Source organism: Streptomyces sp. NPDC055632 (assembly GCF_053618675.1).
The window spans coordinates 280252-301530 of record NZ_JBSHHY010000002.1; the positions used below are offsets into that span (position 1 = coordinate 280252).

Annotated in this window: 18 protein-coding genes; 12 read left to right on the forward strand and 6 right to left on the reverse strand. The window is 73.8% G+C overall.

Annotated elements, in window-relative coordinates:
- The first annotated feature begins 46 nt into the window (after window positions 1–46).
- Genes ACWGSR_RS03850 through ACWGSR_RS03860 form a run of 3 tightly spaced genes read left to right on the forward strand, consistent with a single transcriptional unit; the run spans window position 47 to window position 2903 of the window.
- A complete protein-coding gene (locus ACWGSR_RS03850) occupies window positions 47–937 on the forward strand; it encodes a DUF5819 family protein (RefSeq protein ID WP_453563307.1) in 891 nt (296 codons plus the stop codon).
- A complete protein-coding gene (locus ACWGSR_RS03855) occupies window positions 934–2211 on the forward strand; it encodes an HTTM domain-containing protein (protein ID WP_376231703.1) in 1278 nt (425 codons plus the stop codon). The genes ACWGSR_RS03850 and ACWGSR_RS03855 overlap by 4 nt, the downstream gene beginning before the upstream one ends.
- Window positions 2208–2903 (forward strand): TrmH family RNA methyltransferase, encoded by a 696-nt coding sequence (locus ACWGSR_RS03860; RefSeq protein WP_376231706.1) that lies wholly within the window; start codon window positions 2208–2210, stop codon window positions 2901–2903. Before ACWGSR_RS03855 ends, ACWGSR_RS03860 begins: the two co-directional genes overlap by 4 nt.
- A 46-nt stretch (window positions 2904–2949) precedes the next feature.
- Here the strand turns inward: ACWGSR_RS03860 and paaN are convergent, their stop codons facing one another.
- Window positions 2950–4647 (reverse strand): phenylacetic acid degradation protein PaaN, encoded by a 1698-nt coding sequence (paaN, locus tag ACWGSR_RS03865; protein ID WP_376231709.1) that lies wholly within the window; start codon window positions 4645–4647, stop codon window positions 2950–2952.
- 125 nt (window positions 4648–4772) lie between these two features.
- Here paaN and ACWGSR_RS03870 point away from each other — a divergent pair, with 125 nt between their 5' ends.
- Entirely contained in the window at window positions 4773–6440 is a 1668-nt protein-coding gene (locus ACWGSR_RS03870; RefSeq protein ID WP_453563309.1) for a 3-hydroxyacyl-CoA dehydrogenase, read from the forward strand.
- A complete protein-coding gene (locus ACWGSR_RS03875; protein WP_062753828.1) occupies window positions 6437–7030 on the forward strand; it encodes a TetR/AcrR family transcriptional regulator in 594 nt (197 codons plus the stop codon). Before ACWGSR_RS03870 ends, ACWGSR_RS03875 begins: the two co-directional genes overlap by 4 nt.
- 65 nt (window positions 7031–7095) lie before the next feature.
- Here ACWGSR_RS03875 and ACWGSR_RS03880 read toward each other — a convergent pair whose 3' ends face one another.
- A complete protein-coding gene (locus tag ACWGSR_RS03880; protein ID WP_376231838.1) occupies window positions 7096–7605 on the reverse strand; it encodes an Lrp/AsnC family transcriptional regulator in 510 nt (169 codons plus the stop codon).
- 192 nt (window positions 7606–7797) lie between these two features.
- On the opposite strand from ACWGSR_RS03880, the gene pdhA reads away from it, so the two are divergent.
- The 7 genes from pdhA (at window position 7798) to ACWGSR_RS03915 (ending at window position 16008) form a co-directional block, all read left to right on the forward strand.
- Entirely contained in the window at window positions 7798–8955 is a 1158-nt protein-coding gene (gene pdhA / locus ACWGSR_RS03885) for a pyruvate dehydrogenase (acetyl-transferring) E1 component subunit alpha (RefSeq protein ID WP_376231839.1), read from the forward strand.
- On the forward strand, window positions 8955–10001 hold the full coding sequence (locus ACWGSR_RS03890; protein WP_453563310.1) for an alpha-ketoacid dehydrogenase subunit beta: 1047 nt from the start codon (window positions 8955–8957) through the stop codon (window positions 9999–10001). The genes pdhA and ACWGSR_RS03890 overlap by 1 nt, the downstream gene beginning before the upstream one ends.
- Complete coding sequence (locus ACWGSR_RS03895; protein WP_453563311.1) at window positions 10001–11353, forward strand: dihydrolipoamide acetyltransferase family protein; 1353 nt, start codon at window positions 10001–10003, stop codon at window positions 11351–11353. The genes ACWGSR_RS03890 and ACWGSR_RS03895 overlap by 1 nt, the downstream gene beginning before the upstream one ends.
- A gap of 81 nt (window positions 11354–11434) precedes the next feature.
- The gene (locus tag ACWGSR_RS03900) at window positions 11435–12286 is read left to right on the forward strand and encodes an NTP transferase domain-containing protein (protein ID WP_376231718.1); all 852 of its coding nucleotides are present in this window, start codon (window positions 11435–11437) and stop codon (window positions 12284–12286) included.
- The gene (locus tag ACWGSR_RS03905) at window positions 12283–13836 is read left to right on the forward strand and encodes a molybdopterin molybdotransferase MoeA (RefSeq protein ID WP_453563312.1); all 1554 of its coding nucleotides are present in this window, start codon (window positions 12283–12285) and stop codon (window positions 13834–13836) included. Before ACWGSR_RS03900 ends, ACWGSR_RS03905 begins: the two co-directional genes overlap by 4 nt.
- On the forward strand, window positions 13833–14918 hold the full coding sequence (locus ACWGSR_RS03910; protein ID WP_376231723.1) for a potassium channel family protein: 1086 nt from the start codon (window positions 13833–13835) through the stop codon (window positions 14916–14918). The genes ACWGSR_RS03905 and ACWGSR_RS03910 overlap by 4 nt, the downstream gene beginning before the upstream one ends.
- A 103-nt stretch (window positions 14919–15021) precedes the next feature.
- Entirely contained in the window at window positions 15022–16008 is a 987-nt protein-coding gene (locus ACWGSR_RS03915) for an NAD(P)H-quinone oxidoreductase (protein WP_453563314.1), read from the forward strand.
- Window positions 16009–16124: 116 nt separating this feature from the next.
- On the opposite strand, the gene ACWGSR_RS03920 is transcribed toward ACWGSR_RS03915, so the two are convergent.
- The 4 genes from ACWGSR_RS03920 to ACWGSR_RS03935 all read right to left on the reverse strand — a co-directional run bounded on the left by ACWGSR_RS03920 (window position 16125) and on the right by ACWGSR_RS03935 (window position 21272).
- Entirely contained in the window at window positions 16125–16670 is a 546-nt protein-coding gene (locus tag ACWGSR_RS03920; RefSeq protein WP_030206591.1) for a bacterial proteasome activator family protein, read from the reverse strand.
- Window positions 16671–16767: 97 nt separating this feature from the next.
- Window positions 16768–19632, reverse strand: coding sequence for an ABC transporter permease (locus ACWGSR_RS03925; protein ID WP_453563315.1), 2865 nt, complete (start codon window positions 19630–19632; stop codon window positions 16768–16770).
- Window positions 19629–20363 (reverse strand): ABC transporter ATP-binding protein, encoded by a 735-nt coding sequence (locus ACWGSR_RS03930; protein WP_366373285.1) that lies wholly within the window; start codon window positions 20361–20363, stop codon window positions 19629–19631. Before ACWGSR_RS03930 ends, ACWGSR_RS03925 begins: the two co-directional genes overlap by 4 nt.
- 273 nt (window positions 20364–20636) lie before the next feature.
- Window positions 20637–21272, reverse strand: a complete 636-nt coding sequence (locus tag ACWGSR_RS03935; RefSeq protein WP_453563316.1) for a PadR family transcriptional regulator — start codon at window positions 21270–21272, stop codon at window positions 20637–20639.
- Between the last annotated feature and the right edge of the window lie 7 nt (window positions 21273–21279).

Here is a 21279-nt window from a genome sequence, read left to right on the forward strand (position 1 = left end):
TCAACCCTGTGGATAACCGAGGTGGGCCGATCGGGATCGGGGCGGGATGGACGCGTACGTCGAAAAGGACGCGGTCGAGGTGGGGGACGACCGGCGGACGCCCCCGGAGGAACCGCCGCCCGCGCACCCGGACCCCGCGTCCCCGCAGGCCGCCGGAGCAGCCGATACGGGCGGAACGGGCGGGGCGAGCAGTACGGGCGGGACGGGTAGTACGGGCGGGGTAGGCAGTACGGGTGGGACGGGCGGCGGGATCATGGCCCTGTCCCTGCCGTACCAGGTCGTCGTCGCCGTCGCGCTCGCCGTCGTCGGCGTCTTCGCCTGCGTCCACCTGGCGATGGTCTTCCTGCACGTGGCGCCGTCCAACACGCTGACCAAGCAGAACGGCCAGGCCGTCGACGACTGGATCTACCCCGAGTTCGAGCAGAACTGGAAGCTCTTCGCGCCCAACCCGCTCCAGCAGAACGTCTCCGTCGAGGCCCGCGCCGAGATCACCGCCGCCGACGGTACCCGCCGGACCACCGGCTGGATCGACCTCACGGTCCAGGACATCGAGGCCATCCGCCACAACCCGATGCCGAGCCACACCCAGCAGAACCAGCTCCGCAGGGCCGTGGACTTCTACTTCAACTCGCACTCCGACGACCACCGCCCCAACGGGCTGCGCGGCCGCCTCTCGGAGCAGTACATGCGCCGGATCGCGGTGCAGCGGCTCGACGCCCTGCCCGCCCTCGCCGGCTCCGACGTGCGGCGCGTCCAGCTCCGCGCCGTCAACCGGCCGGTCCCCGCGCCGCGGTGGGGCACCGAGAAGCCGAAGACGTCCCCCACCTACCGCGACCTCCCGTGGTGGCGGATCACCGACGCCGACCGGTCCGCCGACACCGGTGCCGACCGGAAGAGCGCGGACGCGGCCCCGCACCGCACGGAGGAGGCCCGATGAGCGCCCCGGTCCCGACGCCGACGTCCGCGCCCACGCGTGCGCGTGCCCGTGAGCCCTTCGACCGCCGGCTCGCCCGCGCCGTCCAGAACGTCACCGGCCGCTCCCTCGGCCCGTACCAGAGCGCGATCGTACGGATCGGCTTCTCGCTGACCTGGCTGCTCTTCCTGCTGCGCGAGCTGCCGCACCGCCACCAGCTCTACGGCTCCGAAAGCCCCTGGTCGTGGGGGATGGCCGAGCGGCTGATCGCCGACAACCGGGCCTTCACCGTGCTCATGTGGTCGGACGGCCGGATCTGGTTCGAGATCGTCTACGGACTCGCGGTGCTCTCCACCGCCCTCCTCCTGGTGGGCTGGCGCACCCGGGCCGTCTCCGTGGTCTTCATGGTCGGGGTCCTTTCGCTCCAGAACCGCGCCGTCTTCGTGGGCGACGGCGGCGACAACGTCCTCCACCTCGCCGCGATCTACCTCGTCCTGACCCGCTGCTCCCAGGTGTGGTCCCTCGACGCCCGGCGGGCGGCCCGCGAGGACCGCGCCGCCCGCGCCGGGGAGCCCCCGCGCCGCGACCTCACCGGCCCGCTGCTGTGGACCGTGCTCGGCGGCTTCCTCGTGGCCGCCACCTGGTTCTCCGACGTCAGCGGCGAGTGGTGGACGCTGCTGCTGCTGTGGGTGCTCTGGCTGGGGAACGCGCTGTGGTGGCTGGTCCGCCGGTACGCCCCGGGGGAGCCCCGCACCCTGCTCGACGCCCTCGCCAACCTCGCGCACAACGCCACCCTGCTGGTGCTCATGGCGGAGGTCTGCCTGATCTACGCCACGGCCGGCTGGTACAAGATCCAGGGCTCGCGCTGGCAGGACGGCACCGCGCTGTTCTACCCGCTCCACCTCGACTACTTCACGCCCTGGCCCGCCCTCTCCGAGCTGCTCGCCGCCGGCGGGATCATGGTGATGGTGCTGACCTACGGCACGGTGATCGTGCAGGTCGCCTTCCCCTTCACGCTCTTCAACCGCAAGGTCAAGAACGTCCTCCTCGTCGCGATGATGCTGGAGCACGCCGGGATCGCCCTGCTCCTCGGCCTGCCGATCTTCTCGATGGCGATGATCTCCGCCGACGCGGTGTTCCTGCCGACGGTCTTCCTGGTGGCCCTGGGCACACGGGTGACGCGGGTGAGGGACCGGCTGCTGCGGCGGACGCCGGCGGGGACGCTGCCCGAGCAGCGCCGTGCGGACGGGGAACGCCGTGCGGACGGGGAGGGCGCCCCCCGTACCCTCGTCGGGTGAGCACCACCGAAGAGACGCCCGGGACCGGGCAGGAGACCGCCGGACCCGAGCCGGAGCCCGTCCAGTACGACGAGGGGTTCGGTACCGAGGTCGGCGTCGGGCCGCACCCGGAGCCGTGGCCCGAGGGCGAGCGGTACGACCCCGAACTGCTCGCCGGCGGCGACCGGCGCAACGTCGTCGACCGCTACCGGTACTGGACGCGCGAGGCGGTCGTCGCCGACCTGGACACCCGGCGCCACGACTTCCACGTGGCGGTGGAGAACTGGGGCCACGACTTCAACATCGGCTCGGTGGTGCGGACCGCCAACGCCTTCCTGGCCAAGGAGGTCCACATCGTGGGCCGGCGCCGCTGGAACCGGCGCGGCGCCATGGTCACCGACCGCTACCAGCACGTCCGCCACCACCCGGACACCGAGTCGCTGACCTCGTGGGCGGCGGCCGAGGGCCTGCCCGTCATCGGCATCGACAACCTGCCCGGCGCCGTGCCCCTCGAACGGACCGTGCTCCCCCGCCGCTGCGTGCTGCTCTTCGGGCAGGAGGGCCCCGGGCTCACCGAGGAGGCCCGCGCCCACGTGGAGACGGTCTGCTCGATCGCCCAGTTCGGCTCCACCCGGTCGATCAACGCGGGAGCGGCCGCCGCCATCGCCATGCACGCGTGGATCCAGCGGTACGCGGAGATCGAGACCCCTTAGGGCCTTGTCCGGCGGGGCCCGCGCGGGCCCCGCCGCACGCGGGAGGTCAGGCCTGGCGGCGGACCTCCACCACCCGGAAGCGGTTGGAGACGAAGGCGCCGTCGCACAGGGCGGCGTTCGCCGCCGGGTTGCCGCCGGAGCCGTGGAAGTCGGAGAACGCGGCCGTCTGGTTCACGTACACCCCGCCCGTCAGGTTCAGCGACAGCTGGGCCGACTCCTCCAGGCAGACCTCCTCCACCGCGCGCTCGACCTCCTCCGAGGCCGTGTACGCGCCGACCGTCATCGCGCCCTTCTCGCGGACCGTGCGCCGCAGCAGCTCCAGGGCGTCGTCGGTGGAGTCCACCGCGACGGCGAAGGAGACCGGGCCGAAGCACTCGGAGAAGTACGCGTCCCGGGCCTCCGGCTTGGCGCCGTCCAGCTTCACGATCACCGGGGTGCGGACCACGGCGTCGGGGAACTCCGGATTGACCACCTCGCGGGAGGCCAGCGCCACCTCGCCGAGCTCGGCGGCGGCCTCCAGGCGCGCCTTCACGTCCGGGTTGACCAGGGCGCCCAGCAGGCCGTTGGCCCGGGCGTCGTCGCCGAGGAGGCCGTCGACCGCCGCCGCGAGGTCGGCCACGACCTCGTCGTACGACCTGGGGCCCTGGTCGGTGGCGATGCCGTCGCGGGGGATCAGCAGGTTCTGCGGGGTGGTGCACATCTGGCCGCTGTAGAGGGACAGCGAGAAGGCCAGGTTGCCGAGCATGCCCCGGTAGTCGTCGGTGGAGTCCACCACGACCGTGTTGACCCCGGCCTTCTCGGTGTAGACCTGGGCCTGGCGGGCGTTGGCCTCCAGCCAGTCGCCGAAGGCGGTCGAGCCGGTGTAGTCGATGATCCGGACCTCGGGGCGCACGGCCAGGGTCTTGGCGATGCCCTCGCCGGGACGCTCGACGGCGAGCGCCACCAGGTTGGGGTCGAAGCCCGTCTCGGCGAGGACCTCGCGGGCGATCCGGACGGTGAGCGCGAGCGGCAGGACCGCGCGCGGGTGGGGCTTGACCAGGACCGGGTTGCCGGTGGCGAGGGAGGCGAACAGGCCCGGGTAGCCGTTCCAGGTGGGGAAGGTGTTGCAGCCGATCACCAGGGCGACGCCGCGGCCGACCGGGGTGAACTCCTTGCTCAGCTCCAGGGGGTCGCGCTTGCCCTGGGGCTTGGACCAGCCGGCCCGCCCGGCGGGGGTGCGGGTCTGCTCCGCGTACGCGTACGCCACGGCCTCCAGGCCCCGGTCCTGGGCGTGCGGGCCGCCGGCCTGGAACGCCATCATGAACGCCTGGCCGCTGGTGTGCATGACGGCGTGGGCGAACTCGTGGGTGCGGGCGGAGATCCGGGCGAGGATCTCCAGGCAGACCAGGGCGCGCGTCTCGGGCCCGGCGTCGCGCCAGGCGCCCGTCCCCTCGCGCATGGCGGGCAGCAGGACGTCGACGTCCGCGTGCGGGTACTCGACGCCGAGCTCCGGGCCGTACGGCGAGACCTCGCCGCCGGTCCAGCCGTCCGTGCCGGGCTGGTCCAGCTCGAAGCGGCCGTTCAGCAGGGACTGGTACGCGGCGAGGCCGGCCGCCGCGTCGAGCGAGCCGTCCGCCCCGTAGGCCTTCGGGTGCTCGGGGTGCGGCGACCAGTAGGCGCGGGTGCGGATGGTGTCGAGCGCCTGGTCGAGCGTGGACCGGTGCTTCTCGGCCAGACGGTCGGTGGTCGGCTGAGCGGTGGCCATGGATGGACCAACTCCTCGTCGAGCTGGGCAGGGAGACACGTACGGAGTTAGAGTAACCGAACGATCGGTCGGGACAAGGGGGGTCCGACGATCCTGTGGAAAACCCATCGGGGAGGATCACTCCCATGAGTGCCGACGTGACCGTCAGGGGGAGCGACGACGTGACCGCCAACAAGGCCGCCGCCGTGGAGCAGGAACGCGTTGAAGCCGTGGAGACGGACCGGACCGGGGACGGGGGGACGGGCCGGAGCGGAGCCGCGGAGACGGCTCGTGCCGACGCCGCGGAGCCCGTCGCCCGGGACCGCGTCGTCGCCGTCGTCGGCACCGGGACCATGGGCCAGGGCATCGCCCAGGTCGCGCTGGTCGCCGGCCACCCCGTGCGCCTCTACGACAGCGCCCCCGGCCGGGCCGGGGAGGCCGTCGCCGCCCTCGCCGCCCGCCTCGACCGGCTCGTGGAGAAGGGCCGTCTGGACGCCGGCGCGCGCGAGGCGGCCGTCGGACGGCTGCACGCGGCCGGGGAGCTCGCCGAGCTCGCGGACGCGGGCCTCGTCGTCGAGGCGATCGTCGAGGACCTGGCGGTCAAGCGGCGGCTCTTCGCCGACCTGGAGGAGGTCGTCGGCGACGACGCCGTCCTCGCCACCAACACCTCGTCGCTCTCCGTTACCGCCATCGCCGGGGGCCTGCGGCTGCCCGGCCGGTTCGTCGGACTGCACTTCTTCAACCCGGCGCCGCTGCTCCCGCTCGTCGAGGTCGTCAGCGGCTTCGCCACCGACCCGGACACCGCCACGCGCGCGTACGGGACGGTGAAGGGCTGGGGCAAGACGCCGGTGCGCTGCGCGGACACCCCCGGCTTCATCGTGAACCGGGTCGCGCGCCCCTTCTACGCCGAGGCGCTGCGCGTGTACGAGGAGGGCGGCGCCGACCCGGCCACCATCGACGCGGCCCTGCGCGAGAGCGGCGGCTTCCGCATGGGCCCGTTCGAGCTGACCGACCTGATCGGCCAGGACGTGAACGAGGCCGTCACCCGCTCCGTCTGGGACTCCTTCCACCAGGACCCCAAGTTCACCCCGTCGCTCGCGCAGCGCCGGCTCGTCGAGTCGGGGCGCCTGGGCCGGAAGACGGGCCACGGCTGGTTCTCGTACGCGGAGGGCGCCGAGCGGCCCGAGCCGCACACGGCCCCGCCGGCGAAGGCGCCGGAGAAGATCACCGTCCGGGGCGACCTGGAGCCCGCCGAGCCGCTGGTGAAGCTCTTCGAGGAGGCGGGGATCAAGGTCCGGCGCAAGAGCGGCAGCGGGTACATCCAGCTCCCCGGCGGCGCCCGGCTCGGCCTGGCCGACGGCGAGACCGCCTTCGAGTACCCCGGCGAGGAGATCATCTACTTCGACCTCGCCCTTGACTACGCGCGCGCGACCCGGATCGTGCTGTCGACCGGCGAGGACACCCCGCCCGAGTCCCTCGCCGAGGCCGTCGGCCTCTTCCAGGCCCTCGGCAAGCAGGTCTCCGTCATCGGCGACGTACCCGGCATGATCGTCGCCCGTACGGTCGCGATGCTGGCCGACCTGGCGGCCGACGCGGTCGACCGGGGGGTCGCCACCGCCGAGGACGTCGACACGGCGATGCGGCTCGGCGTGAACTATCCGCTGGGGCCGCTGGAGTGGGCCGGAAAGGTGGGGCACGCGCGCGTACGGGGACTGCTCCTGTCGCTGCACGAGCGCTACCCGACGGGGCGGTACGCGCCGAGCCTGGGCACCGCCCGCCGGGGATATGCCGAGGAAGGACGTGACGCCCGATGACCACGGCGAAGCGCGACACGTACACCCCCGAGACGCTGCTCTCGGTCGCGGTGCGGGTCTTCAACGAGCGCGGTTACGACGGCACGTCCATGGAGCACCTGTCGAAGGCGGCGGGCATCTCCAAGTCGTCGATCTACCACCACGTGTCCGGCAAGGAGGAGCTGCTCCGGCGGGCGGTCAGCCGGGCGCTCGACGGCCTGTTCGCGGTCCTCGACGAGCCGGGGGCCGGGCAGGGCCGGGCCGTCGAGCGGGTCGAGTACGTCACGCGCCGCACGGTCGAGGTGCTGATCGAGGAGCTGCCGTACGTGACGCTCCTCCTCCGGGTGCGCGGCAACACGGCCACCGAGCGGTGGGCGATGGAGCGGCGCCGCGAGTTCGACCACCGGGTGGCCGACCTCCTGAAGGCGGCGGTCGCCGAGGGCGACCTGCGGGCCGACGTGGACATCCGGCTCGCGACCCGGCTGCTCTTCGGCATGATCAACTCGCTGGTGGAGTGGTACCGGCCGCACCCGGACACGGCGGCGGAGCGGCAGCGGATCGCCGGGACCGTCGTCCACCTGGCCTTCGACGGGCTGCGGACGGCCGGCTGACGGCCGGCTGACGGCCGGCTGACGGCGGTCGGCCCGGGCGGCGCCTCAGTGGCCCGGGCGGCGCCTCAGTGGTCCGGGTCGAGGTCCGTCTCCTCGAAGACCAGCAGGGTCCGGGTCGAGAGCACCTCCGGGATCGACTGGAGCTTGGTGAGCACCAGCTCGCGCAGGGTCCGGTTGTCCGGGGTGTGCACCAGGAGCAGCACGTCGAAATCGCCGCTGACCAGCGCGATGTGCGCGGCCCCCGGCAGGGCCTGGAGCTGTTCCCGCACGGTCCGCCAGGAGTTCTGGACGATCTTGAGCGTGATGTAGGCGGAGGCGCCGTGGCCGGCCCGCTCGTGGTTCACGCGGGCGCTGAAGCCCCGGATCACCCCGTCGTCGATGAGCCGGTTGATCCGCGCGTAGGCGTTGGCCCGGGAGACGTGCACCCGGTCGGCCACGGAGCGGATCGAGGCACGGCCGTCCGTTTGGAGTATCCGCAGGATGTCGCGGTCGACGGCGTCCAGCGGGCGCGCGGGCGGGCCCGGCGGCTCCGTCGCGGGAGCCGGGGACACGACCTGCTCCCACTCGTCGGCCATTTGTTCATCCGCCATGTGCCCCCGCCTCTCTCCGATGGACGACCTGCCCTTATCCCAGGCTGTGGAGAACCGTTTGTCCACAGGCTGGAGGTGCCTGTAGCCAAAATGCCTCCACGACCGAACAATCGGTAGGTGAGGCGCGCCACACTCGCGCCACCCGCCTTCGGGTCTTATGCCCGCTCCCACGAGGAGGTGGACTCGTTGCAACAGCGCAGTTCGACAGTCCAAGAGCCGCCCGGTGCCGCCCCCGCCCACCGGACCACCCCGCCGGCCTGGCAGCCGCGCACCGACCCCGCGCCGCTGCTGCCGGAGGCCGAGCCGCTGCGCGTGCTGGGCACGGACGCCGTGGCCGACGCCGATCCCGCGCTGCTGCTGAGGCTCTACGCGGAGCTGGTCCGCGGCCGCCGCTACAACACGCAGGCCACCGCCCTCACCAAGCAGGGCCGGCTCGCCGTGTACCCGTCCACCACCGGCCAGGAGGCGTGCGAGATCGCCGCCGCGGCCGTCCTGGAGGACCGGGACTGGCTCTTCCCCTCGTACCGCGACACCCTGGCGGCCGTGGCCCGCGGCCTCGACCCCGTCCAGGCCCTGACCCTGCTGCGCGGCGACTGGCACACCGGCTACGACCCGCACGAGCACCGGATCGCGCCGCTCTGCACGCCCCTGGCCACCCAGCTCCCGCACGCGGTGGGCCTCGCCCACGCCGCCCGCCTCAAGGGCGACGACGTCGTCGCCCTCGCCATGGTCGGCGACGGCGGCACCAGCGAGGGCGACTTCCACGAGGCGCTGAACTTCGCGGCCGTCTGGCAGGCCCCCGTGGTCTTCCTCGTCCAGAACAACGGCTTCGCGATCTCCGTTCCGCTCGCCAAGCAGACCGCCGCCCCCTCCCTCGCCCACAAGGCCGTCGGATACGGCATGCCGGGCCGGCTGGTCGACGGCAACGACGTGGTCGCCGTCCACCAGGTGCTCGGCGAGGCCGTGGCACGCGCGCGGCGCGGCGGCGGACCGACCCTCGTCGAGGCCGTCACCTACCGGATCGACGCCCACACCAACGCCGACGACGCCACCCGCTACCGGGAGGCGGCCGAGGTCGAGACCTGGCGGGCGCACGACCCCGTCCTGATCCTCGAACGGGAACTGACCGGGCGCGGCCTGCTCGACGAGGACGGCAGGCGTGCCGCGGCCGAGGCCGCCGAGACGATGGCCGCCGACCTGCGCGAACGGATGAACGCCGACCCGGTGCTCGACCCGATGGACCTGTTCGCCCACGTGTACGCGGAGCAGACCACGCAACTGCGCGAACAGGCGGCGCAGCTCCGCGCCGAGCTCGAAGCCGAGGGTGAGGCGTGATGACGACCGCGACGACCGGCCCCAAGGCGTCCGGGGCCGGCGGGAGGGCCGGGAAGGCCAAGCCCGCCACGATGGCGCAGGCGCTCCAGCGCGCCATGCGCGACGCCATGGCCGAGGACCCGACCGTCCACGTGATGGGCGAGGACGTCGGCACCCTCGGCGGGGTCTTCCGGGTCACCGACGGGCTCGCGAAGGAGTTCGGCGAGGACCGCTGCACGGACACCCCGCTGGCCGAGGCCGGCATCCTCGGCGCGGCCGTCGGCATGGCCATGTACGGCCTGCGGCCGGTCGTGGAGATGCAGTTCGACGCCTTCGCCTACCCGGCGTTCGAGCAGCTGATCTCCCACGTGGCCCGCATGCGCAACCGCACGCGCGGCGCGATGCCGATGCCGATCGTCATCCGGGTGCCGTACGGCGGCGGGATCGGCGGCGTCGAGCACCACAGCGACTCCTCCGAGGCCTACTACACGGCCACCCCGGGCCTGCACGTCGTCACCCCGGCCACCGTCGAGGACGCCTACGGCCTGCTGCGCGCGGCCATCGCCTCCGACGACCCGGTGGTCTTCCTGGAGCCCAAGCGGCTCTACTGGTCCAAGTCCGACTGGTCCCCCGAGGCGCCCGCGCCCGTCGAGCCGATCGGCAGGGCCGTCGTGCGGCGCCAGGGCACCGGCGCCACCCTGATCACCTACGGCCCCTCGGTGCCGGTCTGCCTGGAGGCCGCCGAGGCCGCGCAGGCGGAGGGCTGGGACCTCGAAGTCGTCGACCTGCGCTCGCTCGTGCCGTTCGACGACGAGACCGTCTGCGCCTCGGTGCGGCGCACCGGACGCGCGGTCGTGGTCCACGAGTCGACCGGCTTCGGCGGCCCCGGCGCGGAGATCGCCGCCCGGGTGACCGAGCGCTGCTTCCACCACCTGGAGGCGCCGGTGCTGCGGGTCGCGGGCTTCGACATCCCGTACCCGCCGCCGATGCTGGAGCGGCACCACCTGCCCGGCGTGGACCGGGTCCTGGACGCGGTGGCCCGGCTCCAGTGGGAGGCGGGCAACTGATGGCCCAGGTCCTCGAATTCAAGCTGCCCGACCTCGGCGAGGGACTCACCGAGGCCGAGATCGTGCGCTGGCTGGTCGCCGTCGGCGACGTCGTCGCCGTCGACCAGCCGGTCGTCGAGGTCGAGACGGCCAAGGCCATGGTCGAGGTGCCCTGCCCGTACGGCGGCGTCGTCACCGCGCGGTACGGCGAGGAGGGCACCGAACTGCCCGTCGGCGCACCGCTCCTGACGGTCGCCGTGGGCGGTACGGAAGGGGCGGGGCCCACGGCCGCTCCCGCCGCGGAGGAGGGCTCCGGGGACGCCGCCGAGTCGGCCGTCTCCTCCGAGTACTCCGGCAACGTCCTCGTCGGGTACGGCACCGCCGGGCCCGCCGCCCGGCGCCGCCGGGTGCGGCAGACGGCCCCGGCCGCGACGCCCGAAACCCTTGAGAAAGTGCCGGTGCCCGTCCCCGTCCATCAGGGGCCCGTGCCCGTCATCTCGCCGCTCGTACGGAAGCTGGCCAGGGACGGGGGGCTCGATCTGCGGCAGGTGCGCGGTTCGGGGCCCGAGGGGCTGATCCTGCGGGCCGACGTGGAGCTGGCCCTCACGACGGCCGTGGACCGGCAGGTCACCGCGCCGACGCCCGTTCCTTCCCCCACGGCGTCCGTCGCCCCCGTCACGGTGGCGGGCGAGCGGGTCCCGCTGCGCGGGGTGCGCGGCGCGGTGGCGGACAAGCTGTCCCGCAGCCGTACGGAGATCCCCGACGCGACCTGCTGGGTCGACGCCGACGCGACCGAGCTGATGGCCGCGCGGGCGGCGATGAACGCGGCGGGCGGGCCGAAGATCTCGCTGCTCGCGCTCCTCGCCCGGATCTGCGTCCACGCCCTGGCCCGGTTCCCCGAGCTCAACTCCACGGTCGACACCGCCGCCCGGGAGATCGTCCGAATGCCGGACGTGCACCTCGGGTTCGCCGCCCAGACCCCGCGCGGCCTGGTCGTCCCCGTGGTCAAGGACGCGGGGAGGCGGACGGCCGAGGCGCTGACGGAGGAGTTCGGGCGCCTGACCGAGGCCGCCCGGCAGTCCGCGCTCACCCCGGCCGACCTGACGGGAGGCACGTTCACCCTGAACAACTACGGGGTGTTCGGGGTCGACGGCTCCACGCCGATCATCAACCACCCCGAGGCCGCGATGCTCGGCGTCGGCCGGATCATCCCCAAACCCTGGGTGCACCGGGGCGAACTGGCCGTCCGTCAGGTGGTGCAGCTCTCGCTCACCTTCGACCACCGCGTCTGCGACGGCGGCACGGCGGGCGGCTTCCTGCGGTACGTGGCGGACTGCGTCGAACAGCCGGCGGTGCTGCTCCGCACGGTCTGACGGCACCCGTCGCCGCCCGGCCCGTCCCTCCCCGTGGGACGGGCCGGGCGTCCGTGGCCCCCGGCGGCCCATACTGCTGGGGTGACCACCGCATACGACGCCGTCGTGCTCGCCGGGGGCGCCGCCCGGCGCCTCGGCGGCACCGACAAGCCCGGGGTAAGGGTCGGCGGCCGGACCCTCCTCGACCGGGTGCTCGCGGCCTGCTCCGACGCCGGCCGGACCGTGGTCGTCGGCTCCCCCCGGCCGACCGGCCGCCCCGTCCGCTGGACCAGGGAGGAGCCGCCCGGCGGCGGCCCGGTGGCGGCCCTCGACGCGGGGGCGCGGAAGACGGAGGCCGCCGTCCTGCTCGTCCTCTCCGCCGACCTGCCCTTCCTGGACGGCGCCACCGTACGGAGCCTCCTCGGCGCGCTGGACGAGGATCCCGGGACCGAGGCCGTGCTCCTCACCGACGCCGAGGGGCGCGACCAGCCGCTCGTCGCCGCGTACCGGTCCGGTCCGCTGCGGCGCGAACTGGACCGGCTCGCGCACGAGCACGGCGGTCTCGCCCGTCTCCCCCTGCGCCGCCTCACGCACGCGCTCCGGCTCGCCCGGCTCCCCGCGGGCCCCCTCGCCTCCTTCGACTGCGACACCTGGGAGGACATCGCCACGGCCCGCGCCCGCATCAGGGAGCATGGGAGCGTGCTGGATGAATGGATCACCGCAGTCAAGGACGAACTGGGCATCGAGCTGGACGTCGACACCGGCGTACTGCTCGATCTGGCCCGCGACGCCGCCCACAACGTGGCCCGCCCCGCCGCGCCCCTGACCACCTTCCTGGTGGGGTACGCGGCGGCGCGCGCGAGCGAGGGCGGTCCGGAGGCGGTCGCGGAGGCCGCCCGCAAGGCCGCGGCGCTCGCCCTGCGCTGGGAAGCCGAGCAGGACGGGGCCGGATGAGCCTGAAGGAGCCCGCTCCCGTGGCCCCCGGACCCGCCGGTGACGCGCCCGGCTCCCCCGGACCCGCTGACGACGCGCCCAGCCCCGCCGGTGGCGCCGGAGCCGGGCACCCGCACCGGGCCACCGCCTGGCCCGAGGCGCGGGCCGCCGCGCGCCGGGCCGGGATCGCGGCCCGGGCCGGCCGGGAGCCGTCGGCGCTCCCGCCGGCGAAGGCGCTCGGCCAGGTCCTGACGGAACCGCTCACCGCCCTCGCCGACCTGCCCTCCTTCGACACCTCCGCCATGGACGGCTGGGCGGTCGCGGGCCCCGGACCCTGGCGCGTGCGCGAGGAGACCGCGGTCCTCGCCGGACACGCCCCGGCCGCCGCCCTGGCCGGCGGCGAGGCGGTACGGATCGCCACCGGCGCCCCCGTCCCGTCCGGGACCACGGCCGTCCTCCGGAGCGAGCACTCCCGCACGGAGCACGCCCGCACCGAACCTCCCCGCACGGGGGCCTCCGACACCGAACCTCCCCGCGCCAGGCCCTCCGGCACCGAACCTCCCCGCACGGAGCCCTTCCGCACCGAGCACTCGGGTGGTGGGCACCACGCCCTGCTGCACGCCCTGCGCGAGGTCGTCGCCGGGCAGGACATCCGTTCCCGGGGCCAGGAGTGCCGCACCGGCGACGCGCTGCTGCCCGCCGGCACCCCCGTGACCCCCGCCGTCCTCGGTCTCGCCGCGGCCGCCGGATACGACGAACTCCCCGTGCTGCCCCGCCCCCGCGTGGAGGTCCTGGTCCTCGGCGACGAGCTCCTCACCTCCGGTCTCCCCCGCGAAGGGCTCATCCGGGACGCCCTCGGCCCGATGCTCGGTCCCTGGCTGGCGGCGCTCGGCGCGGACGTCCTCGCCACCCGCAGGATCGGCGACGACGCCGAAGCGCTGTACGCGGCCGTCACCGGCTCCGCCGCCGATCTGGTCGTCACCACCGGGGGAACCGCCGCCGGGCCCGTGGACCACGTCCACCGCGTGCTCGACAAGGCCGGTGCCACGCTCCTGATCGACGGGGTGAAAGTGCGGCCGGGGCACCCCATGCTCCTCGCCCGCCTCGGCGCCGACCCCGCCCGCCCGCTCCACGTGCGCCATCTCGTCGGCCTGCCCGGCAACCCGCTCGCGGCCGTCTCCGGGCTCCTCACCCTCGCCGCCCCGCTGCTCGACGCCCTGACCGAGCCCGGACCTCCCACGGAGACCGGCCCCCTCGCCGAGGGCGGGAGCCGCCCCGAGGACGGGGCCGGATCAGAGGCCCGCACCCCCGTGCCGTACCGTGTGCCCGTTCGGGACGAGGTGCACGGGCACCCCCATGACACACGACTCGTCCCGGTCGTCCGCCGCAGCGGGTCGGCCGTTCCGCTGCGCTACAGCGGTCCGGCCATGCTCCGTGGCATCGCCGCCGCGGACGGCCTGGCCGTCGTCCCGCCCGGCGGGGCACGGCCCGGACAGGAACTGGACGTCCTCGATCTTCCCTGGCCGCCGACGGCGGGGGCCGTACCGGCCCAAGGAGCGTGTTTCACGTGAAACTTCCCAGTCGTGACGTGATGGCCCGCCAGGCGGAGGAGAAGATCTCCGGCCCGCGGGTCACCCTGCCCCGCCGGGAGGTGGAGCGGCCGCTCCGCCAGGTCGGCAAGCGGCTGCTCATGGCGCTCGGCGTCCTCGTCGTGACGATCTTCCTCGTCTACTTCGACCGGGACGGCTACCACGACAACGCCGACGAGACGCTCGACTTCCTCGACTGCGCCTACTACGCGACCGTGACGCTCTCCACCACCGGGTACGGCGACATCGTCCCGTACAGCGACTCGGCGCGGCTCGTCAACATTCTGCTGGTCACGCCCCTGCGCGTGCTGTTTCTGATCATCCTGGTCGGCACCACCCTGGAGGTCCTCACCGAGCGGACCCGGGAGGAGTTCCGGCTGAATCGCTGGAGGTCCACCTTGCGCGACCACACCGTCATCGTCGGGTTCGGCACGAAGGGGCGGTCCGCGATCCAGACCCTCTGCGCGACCGGGCTCAGCAAGGAGCAGATCGTCATCGTCGATCCCTCCAGCAAGGTGATCGAGACGGCGAACGCGGACGGTTTCGTCGGCGTCATCGGCGACGCGACCCGCAGTGCCGTACTGCTCCGCGCCGAGGTGCAGCGGGCCCGGCAGATCGTCATCGCCACCCAGCGCGACGACACGGCCGTCCTGGTCACCCTGACCGCGCGCCAGCTCAACCGGGGCGCGAAGATCGTCGCCGCCGTCCGCGAGGAGGAGAACGCGCCGCTGCTGCGTCAGTCCGGCGCGGACGCGGTCATCACCAGCGCCAGCGCCGCCGGACGCCTGCTCGGCCTCTCGGTCCTGAGCCCCAGCGCCGGCACGGTGATGGAGGACCTGATCCAGCAGGGCTCCGGCCTCGACCTGGTCGACCGCCCCGTGACCAAGAGCGAGGTGGGCAAGGGCCCCCGGGAGACCGAGGACCTGGTGGTGAGCGTGCTCCGGGGCCACCGCCTGCTCAGCTACGACGACCCCGCGGCCAACCCGCTCCAGCCCACCGACCGCGTGATCACCATCGTGCGCGCCACACCGGTGACCCGGCTCTCCACCCCGCCGGAGGACTAGGGCCTGTCCGGCGGATCAGGGTCGGGCAGGCCCTGGCCCGCCCGGCGGCGATCCACCACGGCGAACCCGCCCCGGCGGTGATCGCCGGAGTAGCCTCGCCGCCATGCATGCGATCACGATTCCGGAACCCGGCGGACCCGAGGCCCTGGTCTGGTCCGAGGTGCCCGATCCCGTACCCGGCGAGGGCGAGGTGCTCGTCGAGGTGGCGGCGAGCGCGGTCAACCGCGCCGACCTGCTCCAGCGCCAGGGCTTCTACGACCCGCCGCCGGGCAGCTCCCCGTACCCCGGCCTGGAATGTTCGGGCCGGATCGCCGCGCTCGGCCCCGGAGCATCCGGTTGGGCCGTCGGCGACGAGGTGTGCGCGCTGCTCACCGGTGGCGGCTACGCGGAGAAGGTCGTGGTCCCGGCAGGTCAGCTCCTGCCGGTGCCCAAGGGCCTCGACCTGGCCACGGCCGCCGCGCTCCCCGAGGTGGCGTGCACCGTCTGGTCCAACGTCTTCATGATTGCCCATCTGCGGCCGGGCGAGACGCTCCTCGTGCACGGCGGCGCGAGCGGGATCGGCACGATGGCGATCCAGCTCGCGAAGGCGGTCGGGGCCCGGGTCGTGGTCACCGCCGGAAGCCCCGGGAAGCTGGCGCGCTGCGCCGAGCTGGGCGCGGACGTCCTCATCGACTACCGCGAGCAGGACTTCGTCGAGGAGCTGGCCGGGGCGACGGGCGGGGCCGGGGCGGACGTCATCCTGGACATCGTCGGCGCCAAGTACCTGGAACGGAACGTGAAGGCGCTCGCCGTGAACGGACGCCTGGTGATCATCGGCCTCCAGGGCGGGGTGAAGGGCGAGCTGAACCTCGGGGCGCTGCTCGCGAAGCGCGGTGCCGTCATGGCGACCACGCTGCGGTCCCGTCCGCCGCAGGAGAAGGCGGCGATCGTCGCCGCCGTCCGGGAGCACGTCTGGCCGCTGATCGAGGCGGGCACGGTCCGGCCGGTCGTCGACCGCACGGTGCCGCTGCCGGAGGCCGCCGACGCGCACCGGGCGCTGGAGGCCGGCGACCACGTCGGCAAGGTCCTGCTCCTCGCTCCCGGCGCCTGACCCGATACGCGCAGGGGCCCGGCACACACACCGTGTGCCGGGCCCCTGCGCGTACGACCGCGCAAGACCGTCCAGGACCGCGTACGAACGCCCCACGAACCCGTACGGCCGCCGTCCTACAGGTACGGCCCCGAGCGGACCGCGTGGCCCGGGCCGTGGTCGTCGTCATCGTCGTGACCGGCGCCCGGCGGCAGGGCCCGGCGCATCTGCTCCAGCTGGGCGCGGGCCGCCATCTGCTGGGCGAACAGCGCCGTCTGGATGCCGTGGAAGAGGCCCTCCAGCCAGCCCACCAGCTGCGCCTGCGCGATGCGCAGCTCCGCCTCGGAGGGGATCGCCTCGTCCGTGAACGGCAGGGAGAGCCGCTCGAGTTCCTCGACCAGTTCGGGCGCGAGCCCGTCCTCCAGCTCCTTCACGGAGCTGGCGTGGATGTCCTTGAGCCTGACCCGGCTGGCCTCGTCCAGAGGAGCCGCGCGTACTTCTTCCAGGAGCTGCTTGATCATGCTGCCGATCCGCATGACCTTCGCAGGCTGCTCGACCATTTCCGTCACCGGGACCTCGCGGGATTCGTCGTCGCCCTGAGTGCCGCCGAGCGCCATCCCGTCCTGTCCCACGATGAGGACCTGGGGGCTCTCCTGCGACCTGTCATTCCTCGGCATCTCCATGCCGCCATTCTCTCGTACACGTGCTTCAGCACAGGGTGTGCCCCTGTACGAGGGTGATCCACCCTCGTACAGGGGCACAGATGGGAGACGAAGAGCGTCAGGTCGCCGCGCGCCGGGCCAGCGCGCCGCGCGAGCGGGTCACGAGGGCGGCGAGCAGGGCGGCGCCCAGCGGCACGGCGACGAGCAGGACGGCCAGCGTCTCCCACGGGACGACGATCGGCAGGTCCGGCGGCGCCGTGTCGGTGCCGGTCCAGCCCTCGGCGATGCTCTGCTCGTGGTAGCGGAGCTGGTCGCGCTCCTCGGTGAGCCGGAGCCCCACGGCGGGCAGCAGTCCGGCGGCCGAGCCGAGGACCACGCCCATCGCGGCGACGACCCCGCACTGGAAACCGCTGAGCGTGCGGCGGACCCGGGGCGGGGCGCCCACGGCGGCCAGCGTCTTCAGGTCGGCCTCGGCGTCGGCCTGGGCGAGCCCGGTGGCGATGCCGGCGGCGCCGATGGTGACCAGGCCCGCGAAGATCGCCAGCGAGAGCAGGACGATGCCGTACTCGTTGACGAAACCTTCCTCCACGTGCAGATCGACGTCGCTGCCGAGCTTGGCGATCTCGCCGTCGAGCTTCTGTCGCTGCTCGCCGTCCGGGAGCCGGTCGGTGGCGGCGTACACGCCCAGCGGCACGGTGGAGAGGCCGGCGGTCTTGGCCGCGGCCGGGGTCATCACGGCCTGGAGCCCGTAGGAGTTCTTGCCGCCGGGCACCAGGTAGGCGGGCACGGAGCTGACCTTGCCGGGCACGGGACGGCCTTCCTCCATGGCCTTGTCGGCGGCGGTGGTGTCGGTGACCTGCTTGAGACCGATGGTGCCGTTCTTGTCGATCTGGGCGCGGTCGAAGGTGACGACCTTGCCGTCGGCGAGGGCCTTCTCGGCCCCGGGGTCGTCGACGCCGAGCACCTTGAGGAGCTTGGCGTCACCGACGACCAGACCGCCGTCGACGTAGATCCCGCTGTGGAAGGACTCCTTGCAGCGCCAGTCCTCGGTGAGGATCTTCCGCCGCTGGTCGGGCGTGAACCTCTCCGCGGGGTCGCCGCCGCCCGGGACCGACACGTACAGCGGGCACTCGTTCGCCGGGGGCACGACGACCTCGAAGCGGCCGCAGCCCGCGTCGTTGCTCCACGGGGCACAGCCGGGCTTGCCGACCGAGACGCGGTCGACGTCGGCGCGCAGCTCGACGGGAAGGTACCGCTGGACGGCCTCGCGGACCGCCGGGACGTCCCGGCCGCCCTCTTCGCGGACGAAGGCGGCGGCGACGCCGTACGGCAGCTTGGGCTCGTACGAGGCCCTGTTCTCGGCCTCCCTGCTGGCCATGTACGTGGAGACGGCGACCGTTCCCGCGACGGCGGCGAGCACGGCGGCGACGGCCGGAGCCGTACGGCCCCGGTTGCGGACGGCGTCCCGCAGCGCGAGGCGCGGGGAGAGCGGCATCCAGCGTCCGGTGCGTCCGAACAGGCCCACCAGGGCCGGGGTCATCGCGACGACGCCCAGCTCGGCGAGGGCGGAGCCGGCCGCCACCACGGCGACCTGCTCGGTGACGAGGGAGCCGAAGAGGGCGACGGACCCGCCGAGCAGGAGGGCCACGAGACCGATCACCGGCAGCACGCGGCTGCCGCGGCGGACACCGCGCCGGCCGGTGAGCGAGGAGAGGACGCTCTGCCGGGAGGCGGTGACGGCCGGGACGATCGCGGCGAGCAGACCGGTCAGGACCGCGACCAGCGCGATGGCGAGGAGTTCGAGCGGCCGGACGTCGAAGGAGCCGAACCGCTGGCCCATCACCTGTTCGAGGAGCGGCTGGAGCGCCAGGGTCAGGGCCACGGCGAGCACGGTGCCGACGACGGCCGCCGCGACGCCGATGACCAGGCCGCCGCTCAGCACGATCGCCCGGATGTGGCTGCGGGCACCGCCGTTGGCACCGACCAGACCGAGCTGGCGGCGCGAGCGGCGGGCGCCGACCGCGAAGGCGGGTCCGGCGAGGAGGCAGATCTCCAGCATCGCCAGGCCCACGACGGTCGCGACGGCGGCGAGTTCGGCGGCCCGGTCCGCGGGTCCCGCCTCGTAGTTGCCCCAGCCCTCCTTCTGGTAGAGCGGCACGTCGGCGTCGGCGGGCGGGGCGAGGATCACGGCGCGCGAGGTGACCAGGACGCCCTTGGTGTTGATCTCCTGGACGGCGTTCCACGTGAAACCACCGGACTTCCGCACCAGGTACGAGACGGAGGAGCCGGGGGTCGTCAGACCGGCCTTCTCGACGGCCGTCGCGTACGGGGCGAGGAAGGCGCCGGGGAGCGCGTTGACCTGATCGGCCTTGAGCGAGTCGGGAAGTTCGTAGGAGCCGACGATCCGATACGGACGCTCGAAGTTGCGAGCGGAAAGGGTCGAGCCGATCGACAGACCGCTGGTCTCCAGGAAGTGCGAGGTCGCCATGACCTCGTCGCTCTTCTCCGGGTAGCGACCCTCCAGGAGCGGCATGATGCCGCGGGCTACCGGGTCGGACGCCTTCAGCTCGCGCACCTCGGTCATGAGCAGGCCGTGGGACGTGGTCAGCTTGGCCGACCCGACGCGGTCCGTGAGGACGGTGGCGCCCGCGGGGAAGGCCTTGCCGACGTCGGTGCCGCCCGACGGCCACCGCTCGTCGTCCTCCTTCCTGGCCGGCGCGCTCATCTCACCGGCCGGGTCCTGGAGGATCGGCACGCCGGCCATGTCGGCGTCCCGGAAGCGGGCGTCGGCCGCGCCGATCGTCCGGTCCGCCTTCTCGGCGGGGGACAGCTCCGCGCTGCGGAAGGTCAGGTCGAAGGCGCTGACGCCCAGGATGGGCAGGGCGATCATCGCGAGGACGAGGGCGCTGCGGCCCTTGGCGCGCCAGGCGTCGCGGCGGGCGATGCGGATCGCGGCCCGCCAGGAGTGGAACCAGGTCTTCACGCTTCCGCCACCCGGCCCGAGAGGAGGGAGTCGGCCTCGCTGCGCACGGTCTGGTCGACGATGGCGCCGTCCCGCAGGAAGACGACGCGGTCGGCCCAGGCGGCGAACCGGGGCTCGTGGGTGACGAGGACGCCGGCGGCGCCCGCGTCGCAGCGGGAGCGGAGCAGGGCGAGGACGGACTCGCCGGTCTCGGAGTCGAGGGCGCCGGTCGGCTCGTCGGCGAGGACCAGGCGCCGGTCGCCGACCAGGGCGCGGGCGATGGCCACGCGCTGCTGCTGACCGCCGGACATCTCGTCGGGGAAGCGGTCGGCGAGGTGGCCGAGCGCCATCTCCTCCAGGGCGGCGAGGGCCTCGACGCGCGCCTTGCGGGCGGAGGTCCCGTCCAGCTCGCGGGGCAGGGCGACGTTCTCGGCGGCGGTGAGGGCCGGGATGAGGTTGTAGTCCTGGAAGACGTAGCCGATGCTGCGGCGGCGCAGGGCCGCGAGCTGCTTGATGCCGACCTTGGTGATGTCGGTGTCCTCGACGATCACCTCGCCCGAGGTGGGGGAGTCCAGGCCGCCCGCGATGGTGAGCAGGGTGGACTTGCCGGAGCCGGACGGGCCCATGACGGCGACGAGCTCACCGGGGTACACGGCGAGGTCGATGCCGCGCAGGGCGTGCACCTCGGTGGCACCCGAGCCGTGGACCCGGGTCAGGTTCTTCAGTTGCAGCACGGGCTGCTGTGCGGACATGGAAGGGTTCCCCCCTTGGGCGCACCGGGCGGTCGGCCGGGTACGGAGCGTGCGGTGGAAGGTGGTGCGTCGGAAGTGCGGATGCGTCGGAAGGACGGAAGTACGGATGCGCCGGACGTACGAAGGGGCGCGGGCGAGCGGTCGGCGCGCCTCCGGAGCCAGGGGCTGGTGTGCGGCGCCCCGGAGTCACGGACGGGCGTTCGGGGCTCCGGAGTCACGGACGGGTGTTCTGCCGTCCCGGGGCCGGGCGCGGGTGGCCCGGACGGGCCGGGGTCACGAGCGGGTGGTCCGGGCGCCCGACCGCGCGGCGGGGGCCGGGGCGGGCGCCGGGACCGGGGCTTCGGCGTCCGGTGCCGAGCGCGCGGTCGCCGAGAGGCGGATCAGCCGGGACTCGCAGTGGTCCAGCCAGCGCGCCTCGGCCTCCGTCTGGAAGATCAGCTGCTCCAGGACGAGCAGCCAGGCCACGTCGTCCCGCTCCCGGCTCCCGCCGCCCTCGACGGCCAGGAGCGCCTGGGCCTTGAGCCGGGTGTAGTCCTGCATCGCCTGCACGGTGTGGCGGCGCTGGGACTGGATGACGTCGCGGATGTCGACGCTGGGCGCGCCCACCGCCATGGCGAGCTTGATCGCCAGCTCGTCACGGGCGGGGCTGGTGCGGTCCACCGGCTTCTCGAACCAGGTCCTCAGCTCGGTGCGCCCGCTGTCGGTGATCGCGTAGAGCGTGTGCCCGGCCTCGTCCTCGCCGCCCTGCGCGACCATCCCGTCGCGCTCCAGGCGGTTGAGGGTCGTGTAGACCTGGCCGACGTTGAGCGGCCAGGTGGAACCGGTGCGGGACTCGAACTCCGTACGGAGCTGGGAGCCGTAGCGCGGACCGCGTTCGAGGAGGGCGAGGAGCCCGTGTCGGATGGACATACTCAGT

Excerpts from the sequence above, each read along its gene's own strand:
- ACWGSR_RS03870 (WP_453563309.1), top strand. The coding sequence starts at position 4,773 with ATGAGTGCCGACGTGACCGTCAGGGGGAGCGACGACGTGACCGCCAAC.
- ACWGSR_RS03890 (WP_453563310.1), top strand. The coding sequence starts at position 8,955 with ATGACGACCGCGACGACCGGCCCCAAGGCGTCCGGGGCCGGCGGGAGG.
- ACWGSR_RS03855 (WP_376231703.1), top strand. The coding sequence starts at position 934 with ATGAGCGCCCCGGTCCCGACGCCGACGTCCGCGCCCACGCGTGCGCGT.
- ACWGSR_RS03935 (WP_453563316.1), bottom strand. The coding sequence starts at position 21,272 with ATGTCCATCCGACACGGGCTCCTCGCCCTCCTCGAACGCGGTCCGCGC.
- ACWGSR_RS03905 (WP_453563312.1), top strand. The coding sequence starts at position 12,283 with ATGAGCCTGAAGGAGCCCGCTCCCGTGGCCCCCGGACCCGCCGGTGAC.
- ACWGSR_RS03850 (WP_453563307.1), top strand. The coding sequence starts at position 47 with ATGGACGCGTACGTCGAAAAGGACGCGGTCGAGGTGGGGGACGACCGG.
- ACWGSR_RS03875 (WP_062753828.1), top strand. The coding sequence starts at position 6,437 with ATGACCACGGCGAAGCGCGACACGTACACCCCCGAGACGCTGCTCTCG.
- ACWGSR_RS03930 (WP_366373285.1), bottom strand. The coding sequence starts at position 20,363 with ATGTCCGCACAGCAGCCCGTGCTGCAACTGAAGAACCTGACCCGGGTC.
- ACWGSR_RS03920 (WP_030206591.1), bottom strand. The coding sequence starts at position 16,670 with ATGGAGATGCCGAGGAATGACAGGTCGCAGGAGAGCCCCCAGGTCCTC.
- paaN (WP_376231709.1), bottom strand. The coding sequence starts at position 4,647 with ATGGCCACCGCTCAGCCGACCACCGACCGTCTGGCCGAGAAGCACCGG.
- ACWGSR_RS03915 (WP_453563314.1), top strand. The coding sequence starts at position 15,022 with ATGCATGCGATCACGATTCCGGAACCCGGCGGACCCGAGGCCCTGGTC.
- ACWGSR_RS03895 (WP_453563311.1), top strand. The coding sequence starts at position 10,001 with ATGGCCCAGGTCCTCGAATTCAAGCTGCCCGACCTCGGCGAGGGACTC.
- ACWGSR_RS03880 (WP_376231838.1), bottom strand. The coding sequence starts at position 7,605 with ATGGCCGACGAGTGGGAGCAGGTCGTGTCCCCGGCTCCCGCGACGGAG.